General features: G+C 71.8%; 14 protein-coding genes, 5 tRNA genes and 1 pseudogene. 6 read left to right on the top strand and 14 right to left on the bottom strand.

Features of this window, described 5'->3' with window-relative positions:
• Positions 1-221: 221 nt before the first annotated feature.
• A pseudogene (cofC, locus tag ACFYST_RS32455) lies at positions 222-932 on the top strand (2-phospho-L-lactate guanylyltransferase); the annotation flags it as partial.
• A 254-nt stretch (positions 933-1,186) separates the two neighbouring features.
• Here cofC and ACFYST_RS32450 read toward each other — a convergent pair.
• On the bottom strand, positions 1,187-1,579 hold the full coding sequence (locus ACFYST_RS32450) for a hypothetical protein (protein ID WP_387867600.1): 393 nt from the start codon (positions 1,577-1,579) through the stop codon (positions 1,187-1,189).
• Positions 1,576-1,821, bottom strand: coding sequence for a hypothetical protein (locus tag ACFYST_RS32445; RefSeq protein ID WP_380488859.1), 246 nt, complete (start codon positions 1,819-1,821; stop codon positions 1,576-1,578). Before ACFYST_RS32445 ends, ACFYST_RS32450 begins: the two co-directional genes overlap by 4 nt.
• 141 nt (positions 1,822-1,962) lie before the next feature.
• Here ACFYST_RS32445 and ACFYST_RS32440 point away from each other — a divergent pair, with 141 nt between their 5' ends.
• On the top strand, positions 1,963-2,703 hold the full coding sequence (locus tag ACFYST_RS32440) for a GntR family transcriptional regulator (RefSeq protein ID WP_387649207.1): 741 nt from the start codon (positions 1,963-1,965) through the stop codon (positions 2,701-2,703).
• A gap of 262 nt (positions 2,704-2,965) precedes the next feature.
• Here the strand turns inward: ACFYST_RS32440 and ACFYST_RS32435 are convergent, their stop codons facing one another.
• From ACFYST_RS32435 to leuC, 4 genes are all read right to left on the bottom strand, one after another.
• A complete protein-coding gene (locus ACFYST_RS32435) occupies positions 2,966-3,622 on the bottom strand; it encodes an HU family DNA-binding protein (RefSeq protein WP_387649204.1) in 657 nt (218 codons plus the stop codon).
• Positions 3,623-3,755: 133 nt separating this feature from the next.
• On the bottom strand, positions 3,756-4,046 hold the full coding sequence (locus ACFYST_RS32430; RefSeq protein WP_380488856.1) for a hypothetical protein: 291 nt from the start codon (positions 4,044-4,046) through the stop codon (positions 3,756-3,758).
• Positions 4,047-4,180: 134 nt separating this feature from the next.
• Positions 4,181-4,777 (bottom strand): 3-isopropylmalate dehydratase small subunit, encoded by a 597-nt coding sequence (leuD, locus tag ACFYST_RS32425; protein WP_387649199.1) that lies wholly within the window; start codon positions 4,775-4,777, stop codon positions 4,181-4,183.
• A 3-nt stretch (positions 4,778-4,780) separates the two neighbouring features.
• Entirely contained in the window at positions 4,781-6,202 is a 1,422-nt protein-coding gene (gene leuC / locus ACFYST_RS32420) for a 3-isopropylmalate dehydratase large subunit (protein ID WP_387867597.1), read from the bottom strand.
• 233 nt (positions 6,203-6,435) lie between these two features.
• Between leuC and ACFYST_RS32415 the strand changes: the two genes are divergently transcribed.
• The gene (locus ACFYST_RS32415) at positions 6,436-7,149 is read left to right on the top strand and encodes an IclR family transcriptional regulator (protein ID WP_035866446.1); all 714 of its coding nucleotides are present in this window, start codon (positions 6,436-6,438) and stop codon (positions 7,147-7,149) included.
• A 1,152-nt stretch (positions 7,150-8,301) separates the two neighbouring features.
• Here the strand turns inward: ACFYST_RS32415 and ACFYST_RS32410 are convergent.
• The 8 genes from ACFYST_RS32410 to ACFYST_RS32375 form a co-directional block, all read right to left on the bottom strand.
• Positions 8,302-8,376: transfer RNA gene (locus ACFYST_RS32410), tRNA-Gln, on the bottom strand.
• Between the two features lie 4 nt (positions 8,377-8,380).
• A tRNA-Glu gene (locus ACFYST_RS32405) sits at positions 8,381-8,453 on the bottom strand.
• A gap of 17 nt (positions 8,454-8,470) precedes the next feature.
• Positions 8,471-8,543 (bottom strand) — tRNA-Glu (locus tag ACFYST_RS32400).
• A 35-nt stretch (positions 8,544-8,578) separates the two neighbouring features.
• Positions 8,579-8,651 (bottom strand) — tRNA-Glu (locus ACFYST_RS32395).
• A 22-nt stretch (positions 8,652-8,673) separates the two neighbouring features.
• Positions 8,674-8,745 (bottom strand) — tRNA-Gln (locus ACFYST_RS32390).
• A 196-nt stretch (positions 8,746-8,941) separates the two neighbouring features.
• Positions 8,942-10,459 carry a glutamate--tRNA ligase gene (gltX, locus tag ACFYST_RS32385; RefSeq protein ID WP_387649192.1) on the bottom strand — a complete coding sequence of 506 codons (1,518 nt, stop codon included), beginning with the start codon at positions 10,457-10,459 and terminating at the stop codon, positions 8,942-8,944.
• Positions 10,456-11,253 (bottom strand): fumarylacetoacetate hydrolase family protein, encoded by a 798-nt coding sequence (locus tag ACFYST_RS32380; protein ID WP_380488852.1) that lies wholly within the window; start codon positions 11,251-11,253, stop codon positions 10,456-10,458. Before ACFYST_RS32380 ends, gltX begins: the two co-directional genes overlap by 4 nt.
• A gap of 103 nt (positions 11,254-11,356) precedes the next feature.
• Entirely contained in the window at positions 11,357-11,560 is a 204-nt protein-coding gene (locus tag ACFYST_RS32375; protein WP_387649189.1) for a hypothetical protein, read from the bottom strand.
• Between the two features lie 523 nt (positions 11,561-12,083).
• Between ACFYST_RS32375 and ACFYST_RS32370 the strand changes: the two genes are divergently transcribed.
• The 3 genes from ACFYST_RS32370 to ACFYST_RS32360 all read left to right on the top strand — a co-directional run bounded on the left by ACFYST_RS32370 (position 12,084) and on the right by ACFYST_RS32360 (position 17,019).
• On the top strand, positions 12,084-16,004 hold the full coding sequence (locus tag ACFYST_RS32370; protein WP_387867594.1) for a nitrate- and nitrite sensing domain-containing protein: 3,921 nt from the start codon (positions 12,084-12,086) through the stop codon (positions 16,002-16,004).
• Positions 16,005-16,017: 13 nt separating this feature from the next.
• Positions 16,018-16,431 carry a roadblock/LC7 domain-containing protein gene (locus ACFYST_RS32365; protein WP_030057391.1) on the top strand — a complete coding sequence of 138 codons (414 nt, stop codon included), beginning with the start codon at positions 16,018-16,020 and terminating at the stop codon, positions 16,429-16,431.
• Positions 16,432-16,602: 171 nt separating this feature from the next.
• Positions 16,603-17,019 carry a DUF742 domain-containing protein gene (locus ACFYST_RS32360; protein ID WP_387649183.1) on the top strand — a complete coding sequence of 139 codons (417 nt, stop codon included), beginning with the start codon at positions 16,603-16,605 and terminating at the stop codon, positions 17,017-17,019.
• The last annotated feature ends 47 nt before the right edge of the window (positions 17,020-17,066 follow it).

The raw sequence follows: 17,066 nt of genomic DNA, 5'->3' as shown, positions 1-17,066 counted from the left end.
AGCTCCTCCTCATTCGCGCGGCGAGCCGCCCGAGCGGTGCCGCTGATCTCTCTCCCTCGCCGGGGGCCGGGCACGGCTCCGAGGCGCCGACCAGTCTCACCCGCGAGGGAAGTCCGTGTCGAGCAGCCACCGCCGCCACCGGCCCACAGGCGCCCCGCCGACGGCCCGGACGCCCCGGAACCGCTGGCCAGGCCTCCCCGGCCGACGTCACAATGACGCCGATGACAGAGGACACCGTACGCCCAGGCACCGTCCGCCCGTCCGTCCCGGGCAGCGGATCCGGGCGGCGACCGGACGGCACCGGCTGGACGCTGATCGTCCCCGTCAAGCCGCTCGCCGAGGCGAAGAGCCGCCTCGCGGCGCTCGGGGAACTGCGGCCCCGGCTCGCCCTCGCCTTCGCCCTGGACACCGTCGCCGCGGCGCTCGCCTGCCCGGTGGTCGAACGGGTGTTGGTGGTCGGACGGGATCCGCGCGCCGCGAGTGCGCTGCGTGCGCTGGGGGCGACCGTCCTCGACGACGAACCCGGCGACGGGCTCAACCCGGCGCTCTCGCACGGCAGTAGCGCCGCACACCGGCTGCACCCCGACTCCCCCGTCGCCACGCTCTCCGCGGACCTGCCGGCGCTGCGGCCCGCCGAACTCGCCCGCGTCCTCGCCGCCGTACCCGCGCAGCGCCGGGCCTTCCTCGCGGACGCCCCCGGCACCGGGACGGTGCTGCTCGCCGGACCGCCCGGCACCCCGCTCCGCCCGGCCTTCGGGCCCGGCTCCCGGGAACGCCACGCGGCCGGCGGGGCGACCGAACTCCACCTCCTCGACGTACCGTCCGTCCGGCGCGACGTCGACACCCCCGAGGACCTGGCCGTCGCCCACCGGCTGGGCCTCGGCCCGGCCACCGGTGCCCTGCTCCGAAGCTCTATGCTGCTTCCCATGCAGGCCACCGCGTTCACCTTCGACCCCACGACCCGCTCCGGCTCGGTCCTGCTCGACGACGGCACGCCCCTCCCCTTCGACGCGCCTGCCTTCGACGCCGGTGGCCTCCGGCTCCTCCGCCCGGGCCAGCGCCTGCGGATCCGCACCACCGGCGAGGGCGCCGACCGCCGCGTCACCTTCCTCACCCTCCCCACCTTCCCGGACCCCGAGTCGGCCTGACGCGTCGCCCAACGACCGCCCCGGCGGCCGGACTTCGGTCAGGCGCTGCGCGGGAGGGGGCTCCCCGGGTCGGGGTACGCGGGCGCGTCGTGCAGACAGAGCGCCACAACGGCCGGGGTGTTGAGCAACTCCAGCCGCTTCGGGGCGAGTTGCAGCGGGCCGACGGTAGTGGGGAGCACCCGGATCGCCCGGTTGTGGCCGAGCAGGACGAAGCTCAGCAGCAGGTGGCCGTCACGGGCCAGGAATCCCTCGGTCCGCTGCGCGGCGCCCGGGCCGAAGAAGTAGCGGTAGGCCTCGTACTGCGTCCAACCGAGCGGGAGCGTCCGCAGAGTGCCCCAGAGCGAGGCGAGCGCGTCGGCGAGCGAGGCGAACGAGGCCGATTCGGTGATGCCTTCGATACTGACGGCGTATCCGGACTGCGGGCCCTTCACGGCGGCTCCTGTGGCGGGTCGAGTTCGGCCCAGATGGTGTGGGACCGGGCGGTGTGGCGATGTCCGTAGCGGTCGGCCTCGGCGAGCACGTCGAGGAGCACCAAATGGGCCTCGGCGTCCGGGTTTCCGGGGAGGGTGGCCTCCACCCGGTAACCGCCGCCGGGGAGGCGTCGGATACGGGCTTCGGCTCCGGTGGCGGCGGTGAGCCTGGATGCAAGGTCGAACACCCTGGTGGTTCGCACGCCACGCCTCTCCCCCGCAGTCGGCCGATCACGCAAAGTGAATCTAAGCCATTAGATTCCTCCTGATGCATTAGATTGTCAAGCTGAATCACCCGTCCTGTCGCGATCCGGCAGGTCTCGCCTTCCGCCGGGAGATGCCAGATGCCGTCACAGGACCCTCCGTACCTCCGCATCGCTGACCATCTGCGCCGCCGGGTCGCGGACGGGGAGTGGACGATCGGTGAGCGGCTGCCGTCCCGTGCGCAGCTCGCGCTCAGCTACGGCGTCGGGGCCAACGTGCTCCAGCGAGCACAGGAAGTCCTCATCGCGGAAGGCCTGTTGGAGGGCCGGGCGGGTTCCGGGACGTATCTGCGCGAGCCGGTGGAGCGACTGCCGGTGCGACGCGCCCGCACGGTCGCCGCGTTCCCGATGTCCGCTGTGCCGGACGGGAGTTGGGAGTCCCACAGCGAGGCCCGGGTGGAGGCGCCGCCCGCGGTGGCCCGCCGACTGGGCATCGAGCCGGGCGAGTTGACCGTCCACACCCGCTACGAGTTCACGCTGGAGCACAAGCCGGTCCAACTCGCCGAATCCTGGGAGCCGATGGCGATCACCGGCGGAACTCCCGTACTGCTACCGGAGTTGGGCCCGCTGGCCGGACACGGCGTGGTGGAGCGGATGGCCTCGATCGGCGTGCGGGTGGTGCGCGCGGAGGAACGGCCGCGTCCCGGGCGGGCGACGGCGGAGCAGGCGAATCTGCTGGGGATCAGCACCGGAGATCCGGTGCTGCTGATCGAGCGCACGTATCTGGACGACTCCGACCGGCCGGTGGAGACCGCTGATCTGGTGATTCCGGATTCCCGCTGGGAGATCATCTACGACCTCGCGGTGGAACAGCCGAAGTAATTCCGCGCGGCCTGCGGTATTTCCCGGCCCGCTACGGCCCTTTGCCCGCCCGGGCCGAAGACTTGCTCGCCCGGGCCCGAGGACGCCTGCTCGCCCGGGTGTCCCGACAGGCCGTCCCGACAGCCCGTCCGGGCGTCCCGACAGCCCGTCCGGGGGCGCGAAAAGGCCGCGACGGCCCCGGCTCCTGGGTTTCCCCTGGCGTGGGGCCGTCACGGCCTGACCGCCCCGGCGCCGGCTGTTCCGGCACCAGGCTCGGTGCGACTTACTTGGCGGTGGACTTGCGCGCCGTGGTCTTGCGCGCGGTGGTCTTCTTCGCCGGAGCGGTCTTCTTGGCGGCGGCGGCCTTCTTGGTGGCGGCCGCGGTGGTCTTCTTCGCCGCGGTGGTCTTGGCGGAGGTGGCCTTGGCGGTGGTCTTCGCCGCGGTGGTCTTCGTGGTGGTGGCCTTCTTGACCGCCGTGGCCTTCTTGGCCGCGGTGGTGGCGGTCTTCTTGGCAGCAGTCTTCTTAGTCGCCGGGGCGGCGGCAGCGGCGGCCCGCTTGGTCGCGGCGCGCTTGGCGGCCGGGGTGGCGGCCACACCGGACTTGCCCGGGGTCAGCGAGCCCTTGGGGGCCTTCTTGACGGACGGGCCCTCCTTCGGCAGCTTCTTGCTGCCGGAGACCAGGTCCTTGAAGCCCTGACCGGGGCGGAACCGCGGAACGGCGGTCTTCTTGACCTTGACCCGCTCGCCGGTCTGCGGGTTGCGGGCGAAGCGCGCCGAGCGCTCCACCTTCTCGAAGGTGCCGAAGCCGGTGACCGACACCCGGTCACCCGCCACGACGGCACGCACCATGGTGTCGAGCACTGCGTCGACGGCCTCTGCGGCAGCCTTGCGACCGCCCAGCTGCTCGGCCACCGCTTCGACAAGCTGAGCCTTGTTCACGTCTTCCCCTTCGGAAACGGGCGCCGGATGATTCCATCCGTTCTTTTCGCACGTTAGGTATGTATCTGCGGACTTTCAATTACCAAACGCGTGAATCACCCTAGTGTCGCAACATATTTGCGCATGGAGGTGCTCACCGGGGCGGCATCCGCCCCTCGTCGAGGTCCTGCACAAAGCGACTCAACCGCCGTGCCGCCTCCGGGAGATCACGCTTGGCGGTCTCCGTGACGATCAGCAGTTGTCGGGTGAGAGCGGTCTTTGCGTCCGTCGACACGTTCAGCGCGTGAACGCGGGCGTGGGCTTGCTTCAACCGCTCGGCCACCAGTGCGTGGAGCAGGGTGACTTCCGAGTCGGCATCACCGTCCCGACCCTCCGCAGACGCGGGTTCGCCACCCGGGTACGGCGGTTCGGGGTTGTGGTGCATGCAACGATTGTGCCATCTGTACGCAGTTGCGCAGAACCAGGGTCTATTCACGGGTGACGAACTCCCCTGCGAACAACGAAGACCCGCCCCGGAGGGGGGCGGGTCTTGTTGTCCGAGCGTCAGAAAGCGGTGACTCAGGCAGCCGGGAGAGTACGCGGCTTGAACGACGGCCGCTTCGCTTCGAACGCGGCCACATCTGCCTCGTTCTGCAGCGTGATGCTGATGTCGTCCAGGCCGTTCAGCAGACGCCAACGAACGTTGTCGTCGAGCTCGAACGAGGCCGTCACACCGGCCGCGCGAACCTCGCGGGCCTCCAGGTCGACGGTGATCTCCGCGGTCGGGTCGGCCTCGGTCAACTCCCAGAGCCGGTCCACGGTCTCCTGCGGCAGCACCACCGTCAGCAGGCCGTTCTTCAGCGAGTTGCCGCGGAAGATGTCGGCGAACCGGGAGGAGATGACGGCCTGGAAACCGTAGTTCTGCAGCGCCCAGACGGCGTGCTCGCGGGACGAGCCGGTGCCGAACTCGGGGCCGGCCACCAGGACCGTCGCGCCCTGCCGCTCAGGGAGGTTGAGCACGAACGCGTCGTCCTTGCGCCACGCCTCGAACAGGCCGCCCTCGAAACCGGAACGGGTGACCTTCTTCAGCCAATGGGCCGGGATGATCTGGTCGGTGTCCACGTTCGAGCGGCGCAGCGGGACGGCGCGGCCGGTGTGGGTGGTGAACTTCTCCATGGCTCAGGCCTCCACGGCGACATTGTGCGGCAGGTCGGAAGGGGCTGCCAGGCGGCCCAGCAGCGCGGTGGCGGCGGCAACCTGGGGCGACACCAGGTGGGTACGGCCGCCCTTGCCCTGCCGGCCCTCGAAGTTGCGGTTCGAGGTGGACGCGCAGCGCTCGCCCGGGGCCAGCTGGTCGGGGTTCATGCCCAGGCACATCGAGCAGCCGGCGTGCCGCCACTCGGCACCCGCGGCGGTGAACACCTTGTCCAGGCCCTCCTCGACCGCCTGCAGGGCGACCCGGACCGAGCCCGGAACGACCAGCATCCTTACGCCGTCGGCGATTTGACGACCTTCAAGCACCGCGGCGGCGGCCCGCAGGTCCTCGATCCGGCCGTTGGTGCAGGAGCCGACGAACACCGCGTCGACCTTGACCTCGCGCAGCGGGGTACCGGCCTCCAGGCCCATGTACTTCAGGGCGTTCTCGGCGGCGATCCGCTCCTGCGGGTCCTCGAAGTCGGCCGGGTTCGGCACGTTGGCACCCAGCGGCGCGCCCTGGCCCGGGTTTGTACCCCAGGTGACGAACGGGGTCAACTCGGCGGCGTCGATGAACACCTCGGCGTCGAACACCGCGTCCTCGTCGGTGGCCAGGGTCTCCCAATAGGCGACCGCGGCATCCCAGTCCGCGCCCTGCGGGGCGTGCGGACGGCCCTGCAGATAGTCGAAGGTGGTGCGGTCCGGGGCGATCATGCCGGCCCGGGCGCCCGCCTCGATGGACATGTTGCAGACGGTCATCCGGGCCTCCATGGAGAGGCTGCGGATCGCCGAACCGCGGTACTCCAGGACGTAGCCCTGGCCGCCGCCGGTACCGATCTTGGCGATCACGGCCAGGATCAGGTCCTTCGCGGTGACGCCCTCGGACAGTTCACCCTCGACGGTGATCGCCATCGTCCGGAACGGCGCCAGCGGCAGCGTCTGGGTGGCCAGCACGTGCTCGACCTGGCTGGTGCCGATGCCGAACGCCAGTGCGCCGAAAGCACCGTGGGTCGAGGTGTGGGAGTCGCCGCACACCACGGTCATGCCCGGCTGGGTCAGACCCAGCTGCGGGCCGACCACGTGCACCACGCCCTGCTCGACGTCGCCCAGCGAGTGGATGCGCACGCCGAACTCCTCGGCGTTCTTGCGCAGCGTCTCCAACTGCACCCGGGAGACCGGGTCGGCGATCGGCTTGTCGATGTCCAGGGTCGGGGTGTTGTGGTCCTCGGTGGCGATCGTCAGATCGGTACGGCGAACCGGGCGACCGGCCAGCCGGAGGCCGTCGAACGCCTGCGGGCTGGTCACCTCGTGCAGCAGGTGCAGATCGATGTAGAGCAGGTCGGGCTCGCCTTCGGCGCGCCGGACGACGTGGTCGTCCCAGACCTTCTCTGCGAGTGTCCGTCCCATCGGATTCCCTCCAGCCGGCCGCTCTGCCGGCCTTCTCGTGATCGTCGAGGTCTTGTCCCGTGCCGCCCTGTGAGGCTCGCTCGGCATCGTGACCTGCACGCCGGACCGTCCAGCATGCGGACACCGTGGTAAGGCTCCGCGCTGGGTGTTCTCCCTGGCTGCTGACTCCAGAGTGGCGCTTTTCTCGGAAGATTGAACTTGCGTCTCGCTGATTGAGACTGCAGTATCGAGACATGGACAACACTAGCGGCGTCGGCGTTCTCGACAAGGCCGCTCTGGTGCTGAGCGCACTGGAGTCGGGCCCCGCCACGTTGGCGGGGCTGGTCGCCGCCACCGGCCTGGCACGCCCCACGGCCCACCGACTCGCCGTCGCACTCGAACACCACCGCCTGGTCACCAGGGACATGCAGGGCCGATTCATCCTCGGCCCCCGGCTCGCCGAACTCTCCGCCGCCGCAGGCGAAGACCGGCTCCTCGCCGCGGCCGGCCCGGTGCTCACACACCTGCGCGACGTGACGGGCGAGAGCGCCCAGCTCTACCGCCGCCAGGGCGAGATGCGCATCTGCGTGGCCGCCGCCGAGCGCCTCTCCGGCCTCCGCGACACCGTGCCCGTCGGCTCCACCCTCCCGATGAAGGCCGGCTCCGCCGCCCAGGTCCTGCTCGCCTGGGAAGAGCCCGAGCGCCTCCACCGCGGCCTCCAGGGCGCCCGGTTCACCGCCACCGCGCTCAGCGGCGTCCGCCGCCGCGGCTGGGCCCAGTCCATCGGCGAACGCGAGCCCGGCGTCGCCTCCGTCTCCGCCCCCGTCCGCGGCCCCTCCAACCGCGTCGTCGCCGCCGTCTCGGTCTCCGGCCCCATCGAACGACTCACCCGCCACCCCGGCCGCCTCCACGCCCAGGCCATCATCGAAGCCGCCAACCGCCTCACCGAGGCCCTCCGCCGCAGCTGACACACCCCCCACCGCCCGTGCCCCCGCCCACCCGGCGGGGGCACACGCGTTTCCACGGCCCGGGAACACCGGGACACAGAGCAATTGCCCTCAGCAGGACAGTGAGGCACCCGAGTTGGCGAACCCCCACAGGCCACGAGTGACGGGCGGACCGCCGGTACAGCGGAGGCACAGGGGCGACGTACCGGACCGGTGGAACCACGCACCGACGAAGCACGGCGGATGCCAGGACGTTCGGACCACCAGGACCAGGCCGGTGAGCTGCGGCAGGGCCTCTGCGGGCCGGTGGCGCATGCGAGTTGGCGGAGCACGGCCCGCAGGCCGGGGCGCCAGCTGGATGGCGCGCGAGCAACGACCCAACGAGCGGTCGCCAGGGCGCTGAAGACAGCCCGGCCGGCGAGCAGTAGTGCCTCTGCGGGGCGGTGGCGCATGTGAGTTGGCGGAGCACCGCCCACAGGCCGGACCAGACCGACAACCTGCACAGCCGACGCAGGCCGGTGGCGCGCCGAGTTAGCTGGGGCGCGAACAACGGGCTGAACGGTGGGCGCCAGAGTGCTGGCAACAAGACCCGCGGGCCGGACGAGCTGCGGCAGCGTCTCTGAGCGGCAGCGGTGCACGTGAGCCGGCGGAACGCCGAGGGCGGCGGGCCGGCAGCCGGTAGCCGTGGCAGCCGCCGCGGAGCCGCGGTGCGCCTGGCTGGCGGGTGCGCGAGTGGGCGGCCAGACCTGACCGGTGAGCTGCGGAAGCGCCCCTGCGGGACGGTGGTGCACCTGAGCCGGTGGAACGCCGAGGGCGCCGGGCCGGACGGCACCGGCCAGTTGCGGCAGCAGCCGCTGCGGAGCCGTGGTGCACCTGAGCCGGCGGAACGCCGAGGGCACCGGGCCAGGCGACACCGGCCAGTTGCGGCAGCAGCCGCTGCGGAGCCGTGGTGCACCCGAGCCGGCGGAACGCCGAGGGCGGCGGGCCGGGCGATGCCGGCCGGTAGCGGCAGCGTCCGCCATGGGACCGTGGGGTGCACCTGAGTTGGTGGGTGCGCGGGCGGGTGGGTGGGCCGGGGCCGGGGCCGGAAGGGCGAGTTGCCGCAGCGTCCGCCGTGGTGCACGTGGGCCGGGAACGCAAAAAAGCCCCGGTTGCCCGGAGCTTGGAAAATCTTGGCTGGGGTACCAGGACTCGAACCTAGACTAAATGAACCAGAATCACTCGTGCTGCCAATTACACCATACCCCAAGAGTACCCCCGACCGGATTCGAACCGGCGCTACCGCCTTGAGAGGGCGGCGTGCTAGGCCGCTACACAACGGGGGCCCTAGCTTGAATGAGAGTACCCCCGACCGGATTCGAACCGGCGCTACCGCCTTGAGAGGGCGGCGTGCTAGGCCGCTACACAACGGGGGCTTGTCTCATTCATTTTGCAATTGTCAAGAATTGCGTACCCCCGACCGGATTCGAACCGGCGCTACCGCCTTGAGAGGGCGGCGTGCTAGGCCGCTACACAACGGGGGCAATGCATCACTTGCGTGCTGCGCTGGGGTACCAGGACTCGAACCTAGACTAACTGAACCAGAATCAGTCGTGCTGCCAATTACACCATACCCCACCAGAGTTCAACCCCTGCGGGGCCTTCCTCGGTGTCTTGCGCCTCCCTGCCCGGGCGGCGCAGAAAGAACATTACCCGACGCCCGGCCCGGCTCCAAAATCGATAACCGCAGGCCGTGCGCAGGACACCTGCGGGCCAGGTCAGCGACCTGGCCCGCAGGGGTGCCGGAGGCGGCCTCAGGGGCCGCAGGGGGGGCTCAGGAGGCCGGGAGCAGCTCCAGGGTGGCGAGGAGGCGGCGCAGCGTCTCCTCGCGGCCCAGCAGCTCCATGGACTCGAACAGCGGCGGCGAGACCCGGCGTCCGGTCACGGCGACGCGGAGCGGGGTGAAGGCGAACTTGGGCTTGATGCCGAGGCCGTCGACCAGGGCCTCGCGCAGCGTGGCCTGGATCGGGTCGGGGGTGAAGTCCGTCAGTTCGGTGAGTGCCTTGATGGAGGCTTCGATGACGGGGCGGGCGTCGGCGGTGAGCACCTTCGCGGCGTCCTCGGGGTCGACGGTGAAGTCGGCGGGGGCGACGAACAGGAAGCCGGCCATGGCGACGATCTCGGAGAGGACGACCATCCGCTCCTGGGTGAGCGGCGCGACCTTGGCGAGCAGGTCGAGCTGCTCGGCGGTGGGCTCCGCGGGGAGGAGTTCGGCGGCCTGGAGGTAGGGGACCAGGCGGTTGACGAACTCTTCGGGGGCGAGGCGGCGGACGTGCTCGGCGTTGAGGTGCTCGGCCTTCTTGAGGTCGAAGCGGGCCGGGTTGCCGTTGACGTCGTCGATGTCGAAGGCGGCGACCATCTCGTCGATGTCGAAGATGTCGCGGTCGTCGGTGAGCGACCAGCCCAGCAGGGCCAGGTAGTTGAGCAGGCCCTCGGGGAGGAAGCCGCGCTCGCGGTACAGGTTGAGGGAGGCCTGCGGGTCGCGCTTGGAGAGCTTCTTGTTGCCCTCGCCCATCACGTACGGCAGGTGGCCGAAGCGGGGGGTGGTGCCGTTGCCGACGCCGATGTCCGCGAGGGCCGCGTAGAGGGCGATCTGGCGCGGCGTCGAGGACAGCAGGTCCTCGCCGCGGAGCACGTGGGTGATCTCCATCAGGGCGTCGTCGACGGGGTTGACCAGGGTGTACAGCGGGGCGCCGTTGGCCCGGACGATGCCGTAGTCGGGGACATCCTTGGGGTCGAAGGAGATCGGGCCGCGAACCAGGTCGTCGAAGGTGAGGGTGGTGTCGGGCATCCGGAAGCGGAGGATCGACGGGCGGCCCTCCTGCTCGTAGACGGCGATCTGGTCGGCCGTCAGGTCGCGGCAGTGGCCGTCGTAGCCGGAGGGCTTGCCGGCGGCGCGGGCGGCCTCGCGGCGGGCGTCCAGTTCCTCGGTGGTGCAGTAGCAGGGGTAGGCGTGGCCGGCCTCGCGGAGGCGGTTCGCGACGTCGGCGTAGATGTCCATCCGCTGCGACTGGCGGTAGGGGGCGTGCGGGCCGCCGACCTCGGGGCCCTCGTCCCAGTCGAAGCCGAGCCAGCGCATCGCGTCGAGCAGCTGGTTGTAGGACTCCTCGGAGTCGCGGGCGGCGTCGGTGTCCTCGATCCGGAACACCAGGGTGCCGCCGTTGTGGCGGGCGTAGGCCCAGTTGAAGAGGGCCGTGCGGACCAGGCCGACGTGCGGGTTACCGGTCGGGGAGGGGCAGAAGCGGACCCGGACGTCGGGGTTCTTGTCAGCCACGGTTACTGCATCCTTCATCGCTTGACGACCTTGTTGGCGAGGGTGCCGATGCCTTCGACGGAGACGGCGACCTCGTCGCCGATGTTCAGGGGGCCGACACCCGCGGGGGTGCCGGTGAGGATGACGTCGCCCGGGAGCAGCGTCATCGCCTCGGAGATGTGCGCGACCAGTTCGGCGACCGAGCGGGCCATCTGGGAGGTGCGGCCGGCTTGGCGCAGTTCGCCGTTGACGGTGCAGGTGACGGCCAGGTCGGCGGGGTCGAGGTCGGTCTCGATCCACGGGCCGAGCGGGCAGGAGGTGTCGAAGCCCTTGGCGCGGGCCCACTGGCCCTCGCGCTGCTGCACGTCGCGGGCGGTGACGTCGTTGGCGCAGGTGTAGCCGAAGATCACTTCGGGGACCCGGTCGAGCGGCACCTCGCGGCACATCCGGCCGATCACCACGGCGAGTTCGGCCTCGTACTGGACGTCCGAGGAGAACGGCGGGTACGCGATGGACTCGGTGGGGCCGATGACGGCGGTGGAGGGCTTGAAGAAGGTCAGCGGCACGGCCGGGATCTCGTTGCCCAGCTCGGCGGCGTGGTCGGCGTAGTTGCGGCCGACCGCCACGATCTTGCTGGGCAGCATCGGGGCCAACAGCCGGACGTCCTGCAGCCGGTGGGTCTCGCCGGTCGGCTGGGGGGCGCCGAAGGGGTGCCCCGCGAGGGTGTGCACCACCAGCGAATCGGGTTGTGCGGCGTCCCCCTCGATGATTCCGAAGGAGACCGAGCCCGCCGCGGGGCTCCCTTCACGGACGGAGAACCTGGCGATACGCACAGCCCTGCAACCTCTCGGTTCGTCGGCCGCCCGGACGCTCCCGGGCGGTTGCCGAGCCCGCAGTGCCGGGCCCGGCTGTGCCACCAGGTTATCGGCGCAGGGGTCAGACCTGCGGCAGGCGGGTGGCCGGGACGGCCATCAGGACGGTGCGGCGCGGGTTGGCGGTGACGGCGGGCAGCGAGGTGGCGTACGTGCGGGGCGTGCGGGCGCCGAAGCCGGGGAGCTCGGAGAAGTCCGCGACGGAGGCCAGGGTGGTGCGGCGCGGGTTGGCCGTGGAACGGGTGGCCGTCGTGGTCGTCTCGGACATTGCGTCTGCACCTTGTTTCACTCGAACGGACTTTTGCGCGAGCCCGCCGCTGGGCAGGCTCCGCTCAACCCTGCCAGGTTAGGTAGCCCATTCCACAGCGGCCGTGACCAAAGCTATACATCGAGCTGTGAGTTTGCTCACAATTACCGGTTCAAAGTGTGTGGAAGTGGTGATTCCGGACCAATGGCAAAATCCACCATTCCGGTATATTGCGGACATTTGCCGCACAAGCCGATCTTCCTCTTTATTGACATGGCCAGGGCGAGTGTCCGAAAAGGACCGTATTCCGAACCCGAAGCAACACGGACCGTGAGTTGCCGCACGCACTGGGTAGCCCTGGGCGCCGAGTCGTAACGGCCCTTGTTGGACTTCCCCCGCTGTGCTGGAATGCCACGGAAAAACTCGACACCGCTCTATCTCCGCCCGGCGGGGAAGGGCGCCCGGTCCAGAGGTTGCGACGCCAGTGCAGGGACGTTTCAAGAGGGGCAACGGCGCCGCGGGTGAGCCGGAGTCGCGGGAGCCCGTGGCCGGCGCCCACCAGGCGGCACCGCCGACAGGCCAGGGTGAGCGGCCGTTCGGCGCCCCCGCCGAGGCCGCCGCCACCGGCAGTGCCCCGGGCGCCACGAGCGCGCCCCAGCAGCAGGACGGCAGCGAGCCGGCCGACAAGCAGAGCCGCCGCGCCAGGCTGCGCGGCACGCTCAACCGCCGTCGTGCCACCGGCGCGAGCCGCTTCGCCATGCGCAACTGGCGAATCCGCACCCGTCTGATCGCGCTGCTGTTCCTGCCCGTGATCGTCTCGCTGGTGCTGGGCGGCCTGCGGGTGCAGGAGTCGATGGCGAACTCCCGCCAGCTGTCCCAGATGAGCGACCTGGCCGAGCTCGCCCGCAACGCCACCGCACTGGCCAACGCCCTGCAGTACGAGCGCGACATCTCGGCCGGTCCGCTGGCCACCGGCGGCAGCGCCGACAACGACCCCGAGATCGCCGACGCGTACAAGCAGACCAACACGCTGTCGAAGACCTTCAACGCCAGCGCCGACAAGTTCGACAACCTCGACCTGGCCGGCTCCAAGACCCTGCTGCTGCAGGTCCGCAAGGACCTCAACACGCTGCCCCGGGCCCGGAGCGGCGCGTTCAAGGACCCCGAGAACATCCAGGCCACGATCACCAACTACGACGTGATCATCAAGGACCTGATCGGCGCCACCCAGGACATCGCGATCACCTCGAACTCCACCGAGCTGATCAAGACCACCCGGGCGCTGTTCCAGTTCTCCACGGCCAAGGAGTACACCTCCATGCAGCGCGCGCTGATCAGCGCCGCGCTCGCCAACCCCAAGGGCCCGCACCTGTCGGCCTCGGACGAGACCTTCGGCGTCCGGCTGATGAGCTCCGAGGACAACGCCCTCGCCAACTTCACCGCCATCTACGGCGAGGCCGAGGCCCGCACGCTGCGCGCGGCGATGAGCTACAACCAGGTCGTCGCCGAGGCCGACCGGTTCGCCAAGCAGGCGCTGAACACCAACGGCATCCGGCAGACCGACAACACGTCCTACAAGGACTGGTTCGACAAGTCGACCTCCAAGGTCACCGCCGAGAAGACCATCGAGAACAACCTGCTCAACGTCCTCGACGGCAAGGCCCAGGCGCTGCAGTCGGACATCGACACCGAGTCGGTCATCAACGCCGCCGTGGTCGCCCTGGTGCTCGTCGTCGCCATCGCCGGCGCCGCCCTGGTGGCCCGCTCGATGGTGCGCTCGCTGACCCGTCTGCAGGCCTCCGCCGAGGACGTCGCCGAGCGCCGCCTGCCGGAACTGGTCAAGACGCTCTCCGAGAGCGACCCGCACGACGTCGACGTCACCGTCGAGCCGGTCGGCGTCGACTCCGCCGACGAGATCGGCCACGTGGCGCACGCCTTCGACATGGTGCACCGCGAGGCGGTCCGACTGGCCGCCGAGCAGGCGCTGCTCCGAGGCAACATCAACGCGATGTTCACCAACCTGTCGCGCCGCAGCCAGAGCCTGATCCAGCGCCAGCTGTCGCTGATCTCCGAACTGGAGAGCCGCGAGGCCGACCCGGACCAGCTGGCCTCGCTGTTCAAGCTCGACCACCTCGCCACCCGCATGCGCCGTAACGGCGAAAACCTCCTCGTCCTCGCGGGTGAAGACCCGGGCCGCCGGTGGACCCGCCCCGTCCCGCTGGTCGACGTGCTCCGCGCCGCCGCCTCCGAGGTGGAGCAGTACGAGCGCATCGAACTCGCCTCGGTGCCCACCGCCGAGGTCGCCGGCCGCGTCGTCAACGACCTCGTCCACCTGCTCGCCGAGCTGCTGGAGAACGCCACCTCGTTCTCCTCCCCGCAGACCCGCGTCCGGGTCACCGGTCACGCCCTGCCCGACGGCCGGGTGCTGATCGAGATCCACGACACCGGCATCGGCCTCTCCCCCGACGACCTCGCCGACATCAACGAACGCCTGGCCAACCCGCCGGTCGTGGACGTCTCGGTGTCCCGCCGCATGGGTCTGTTCGTGGTCGGCCGCCTGTCCCTGCGACACGGCATCCGCATCCAGCTCCGCCCGTCCGACTCCGGCGGCACCACCGCACTGGTCATGCTGCCGGTGGACGTCACCAACTCCACCGAGCGGCGCGGCAACCGGCCCGGTCCGGGCGGCGCGCCCGGCCAGGGCGGCCGGCAGCAGCGCGGGGTCGCGCCGACGCCGCGTCAGCAGGGCCGCCCCGCAGGCGACCTGCCCGGCGCGCGCACCGCGCTCGGCCAGGCTCCGGCGGCCGGCGGGCAGGGCGGCCCGGGTGGCCGTCCACAGCTCGGCCAGGGCCCGATGGGCGGCAGCCCCGACATGTTCTCCCCGGGCGCTCCGTCCGGTCCGTCCGCTCCGGCCGCGCCCTCGGGCCCGGCGGGTACGGGTGGCCGGCGCGGGCCGGGCGAGGCGCCCGCGCAGGGCGGCTTCGGCCCCGGCGGCGCGTTCGGCACCGGCTCGGCCCAGGGCGGCCGCGCCGGTGGTCTGCCGACCCGTTCGGTCGGCCAGTCGCTGCGTGACAACCCGGCGCCGGGTGCGTCCGCCCCGTCGGCCCCGGCCGGTCCGGGCGCGGGTGCCGGTGCGCCGGCCGGTCCGGGCGCGGGCGCCGGTGCGCCGGCCGGTCCGGGCGCGGGTGCGCCGGCCGGTGGCGGGCTGCCGCCGCGGCGGGTGCCGGGTGCATCCGGTGCGCCGGGCCTGCAGGGCGGGCCGGGCGGCCAGGGCGGGCTTCCGCCGCGCCGTCCGCAGGGCCCGCAGGCTCCGCAGGGGCCGCAGGGCGGTCCGCGTCGTCCGCAGGGCCCGCAGGGTCCGCAGGGCGGTCCGGAGCGGACCCGTCCCGCCGACGGCCGTCCCGGCCTGGAGCGCCGTCCGGGCGGGGAACCGACCCAGCACGGCCGCGCCGAGCAGCAGCCGCCGCGCCGTCCGCTGCCGCAGCAGCAGCCGGCCGCCCCGCTGGAAGCCGCTCCGGCGGACCAGACGGGCGCGTTCGCCCGGCCGCGCTTCGAGGCGTCCGACATCGACCCGCGCGACCCGCTGGGCCTGGGCCTGGTGGAGCCGGTGCTGCCGGACCCGGTGGGCCAGGGCATGCCCCCGGTGCCGCAGGAGCGCGCCGTCCCGCAGCAGTTCGCGGAGCGGCCGCAGCCGATGGCGCTGCCGGCCGCCGGCGATTCGGCCGCCGCCCCGGTGCCGGCCCGTGAGCAGGTCCGTGCCCGGGGGTACCAGCCGCAGCGGCCCGGTACCACCGCGCCCGAGTTCGACCAGCAGCCGGCCCGGCCGGCCCCGCAGGCCCAGGCTCCGCAGGCCCCGGCCCGGCAGGCTCCGGCCGCGCGGCCGCAGCAGCCGCAGCAGCAGGCCGAACCGTTCCAGCAGCAGCGTCCGCAGGGCATGCCGCAGCGTCCGACGCCGGGTGCCCCGCAGGGTGCCCCGCAGCGTCCGGCGGCGGAGCGGCCGGCCCCGCAGGCACCGCAGCCGCAGGCACCCCAGGCCCCGCAGCCGCAGGCCCCGCAGCCGCAGCCGGCCGGTCCCGGTCCGGACGCCCCGTGGCGCCCGTCCGCGAACGACGAGCGCTGGCGGCGGGCCGAGCAGATGCGCGAGCCGCAGACCGACGGCCTGACCATCTCGGGGCTGCCGCGTCGCACCCCGCAGGCCAACCTGGTCTCCGGCAGCGCCGAGGCCAGCCCGCTGACGGGTCCGCAGGTCTCGCGCAGCCCGGAGGAGGTGCGCGGCCGGTTGACCAACCTGCGCCGCGGCATCCAGCAGGGCCGCCAGGCCGGTTCGCAGCAGCCGGGCCCCGGCCGTCCCGCGCCGCAGCAGCGGCCGGGCTTCGACTTCGGCGGCACGTCCGAGGGCCACCGGGGAGCCCAGTTCGACGCCGATGGCAACAACGGCTTCGGCCCCGAGCACCAGGAGCGTTGAGTTGAGTCAGATGATGAGCCAGGCCGCACAGAACCTGAACTGGCTGATCACCAACTTCGTGGACAACACCCCCGGGGTGTCGCACACGGTGGTGGTCTCCGCCGACGGTCTGCTGCTGTGCATGTCCGAGGGGTTCCCGCGGGACCGCGCCGACCAGCTCGCCGCGGTCGCCTCCGGGCTGACCTCACTGACCTCCGGCGCCAGCCGCATCTTCGAGGGCGGTGAGGTCAACCAGACCGTCGTGGAGATGGAGCGGGGCTTCCTGTTCCTGATGGCGGTCAGCGACGGCTCCGCGCTCGCGGTGCTCGCCTCGCCGGACTCCGACATCGGCCTGGTGGGCTACGAGATGGCCCTGCTGGTCGACCGGGCCGGCGCGGTCCTCACTCCCGCTCTGCGGGCCGAACTCCAGGGCAGCCTGCTGCACTGACGGCCGGTCCGGTCCCTTCGGCTCCTCAGCACCACCCTCACTGTGCCGGACCCGCTCGAAACCGGGTCCGGCACACCCACCCCCAAGTCTTCGCCGCTCGGCGGCTGACAGCCGGTCAGCCTGCAGGCCCGGGGCTCCGACGGCGAACGACCGCAGCACAAGGAGGACGCAATGCCCCCGACACCCGCCGGCTCGTACGGCAACGGGTACGGAAACGGCTACGGCGGCCAGCAGTCGGACGGCTACGAGCAGCAGCCGCTGGTCCGCCCGTACGCCATGACCGGCGGACGCACCAGGCCGCGCTACCAGCTGGCCATCGAGGCGCTGATCTCGACCACGGGCACCAACCCGCCCGGCGCGTTGCTGCCCGAGCACGCCCGCATCGTGGCGCTGTGCCGTGAGGTCAAGTCGGTCGCCGAGATCTCCGCGCTGGCGGGAGTCCCGCTCGGTGTCGCCCGCATCCTCGTTGCAGACCTGGCGGAAGCCGGTCTGGTCGCCATCCACCAGCCCGCCGCGGCGGGCGAGTCGGGCGGTACGCCTGACGTCACGCTGCTCGAAAGGGTCCTCAGTGGACTTCGCAAGCTCTAACGCGGCCGCCCCCAGCCGCGCCACCACCTCCGCCAAGATCGTCGTCG

Origin of the sequence: Kitasatospora sp. NPDC004614 (assembly GCF_042873675.1) — a bacterium.
Classification (GTDB): Bacteria; Actinomycetota; Actinomycetes; order Streptomycetales; family Streptomycetaceae; genus Kitasatospora.
Note: the sequence above shows the minus strand (reverse complement) of the source record. Positions and strands in the feature narration are given on the sequence as shown.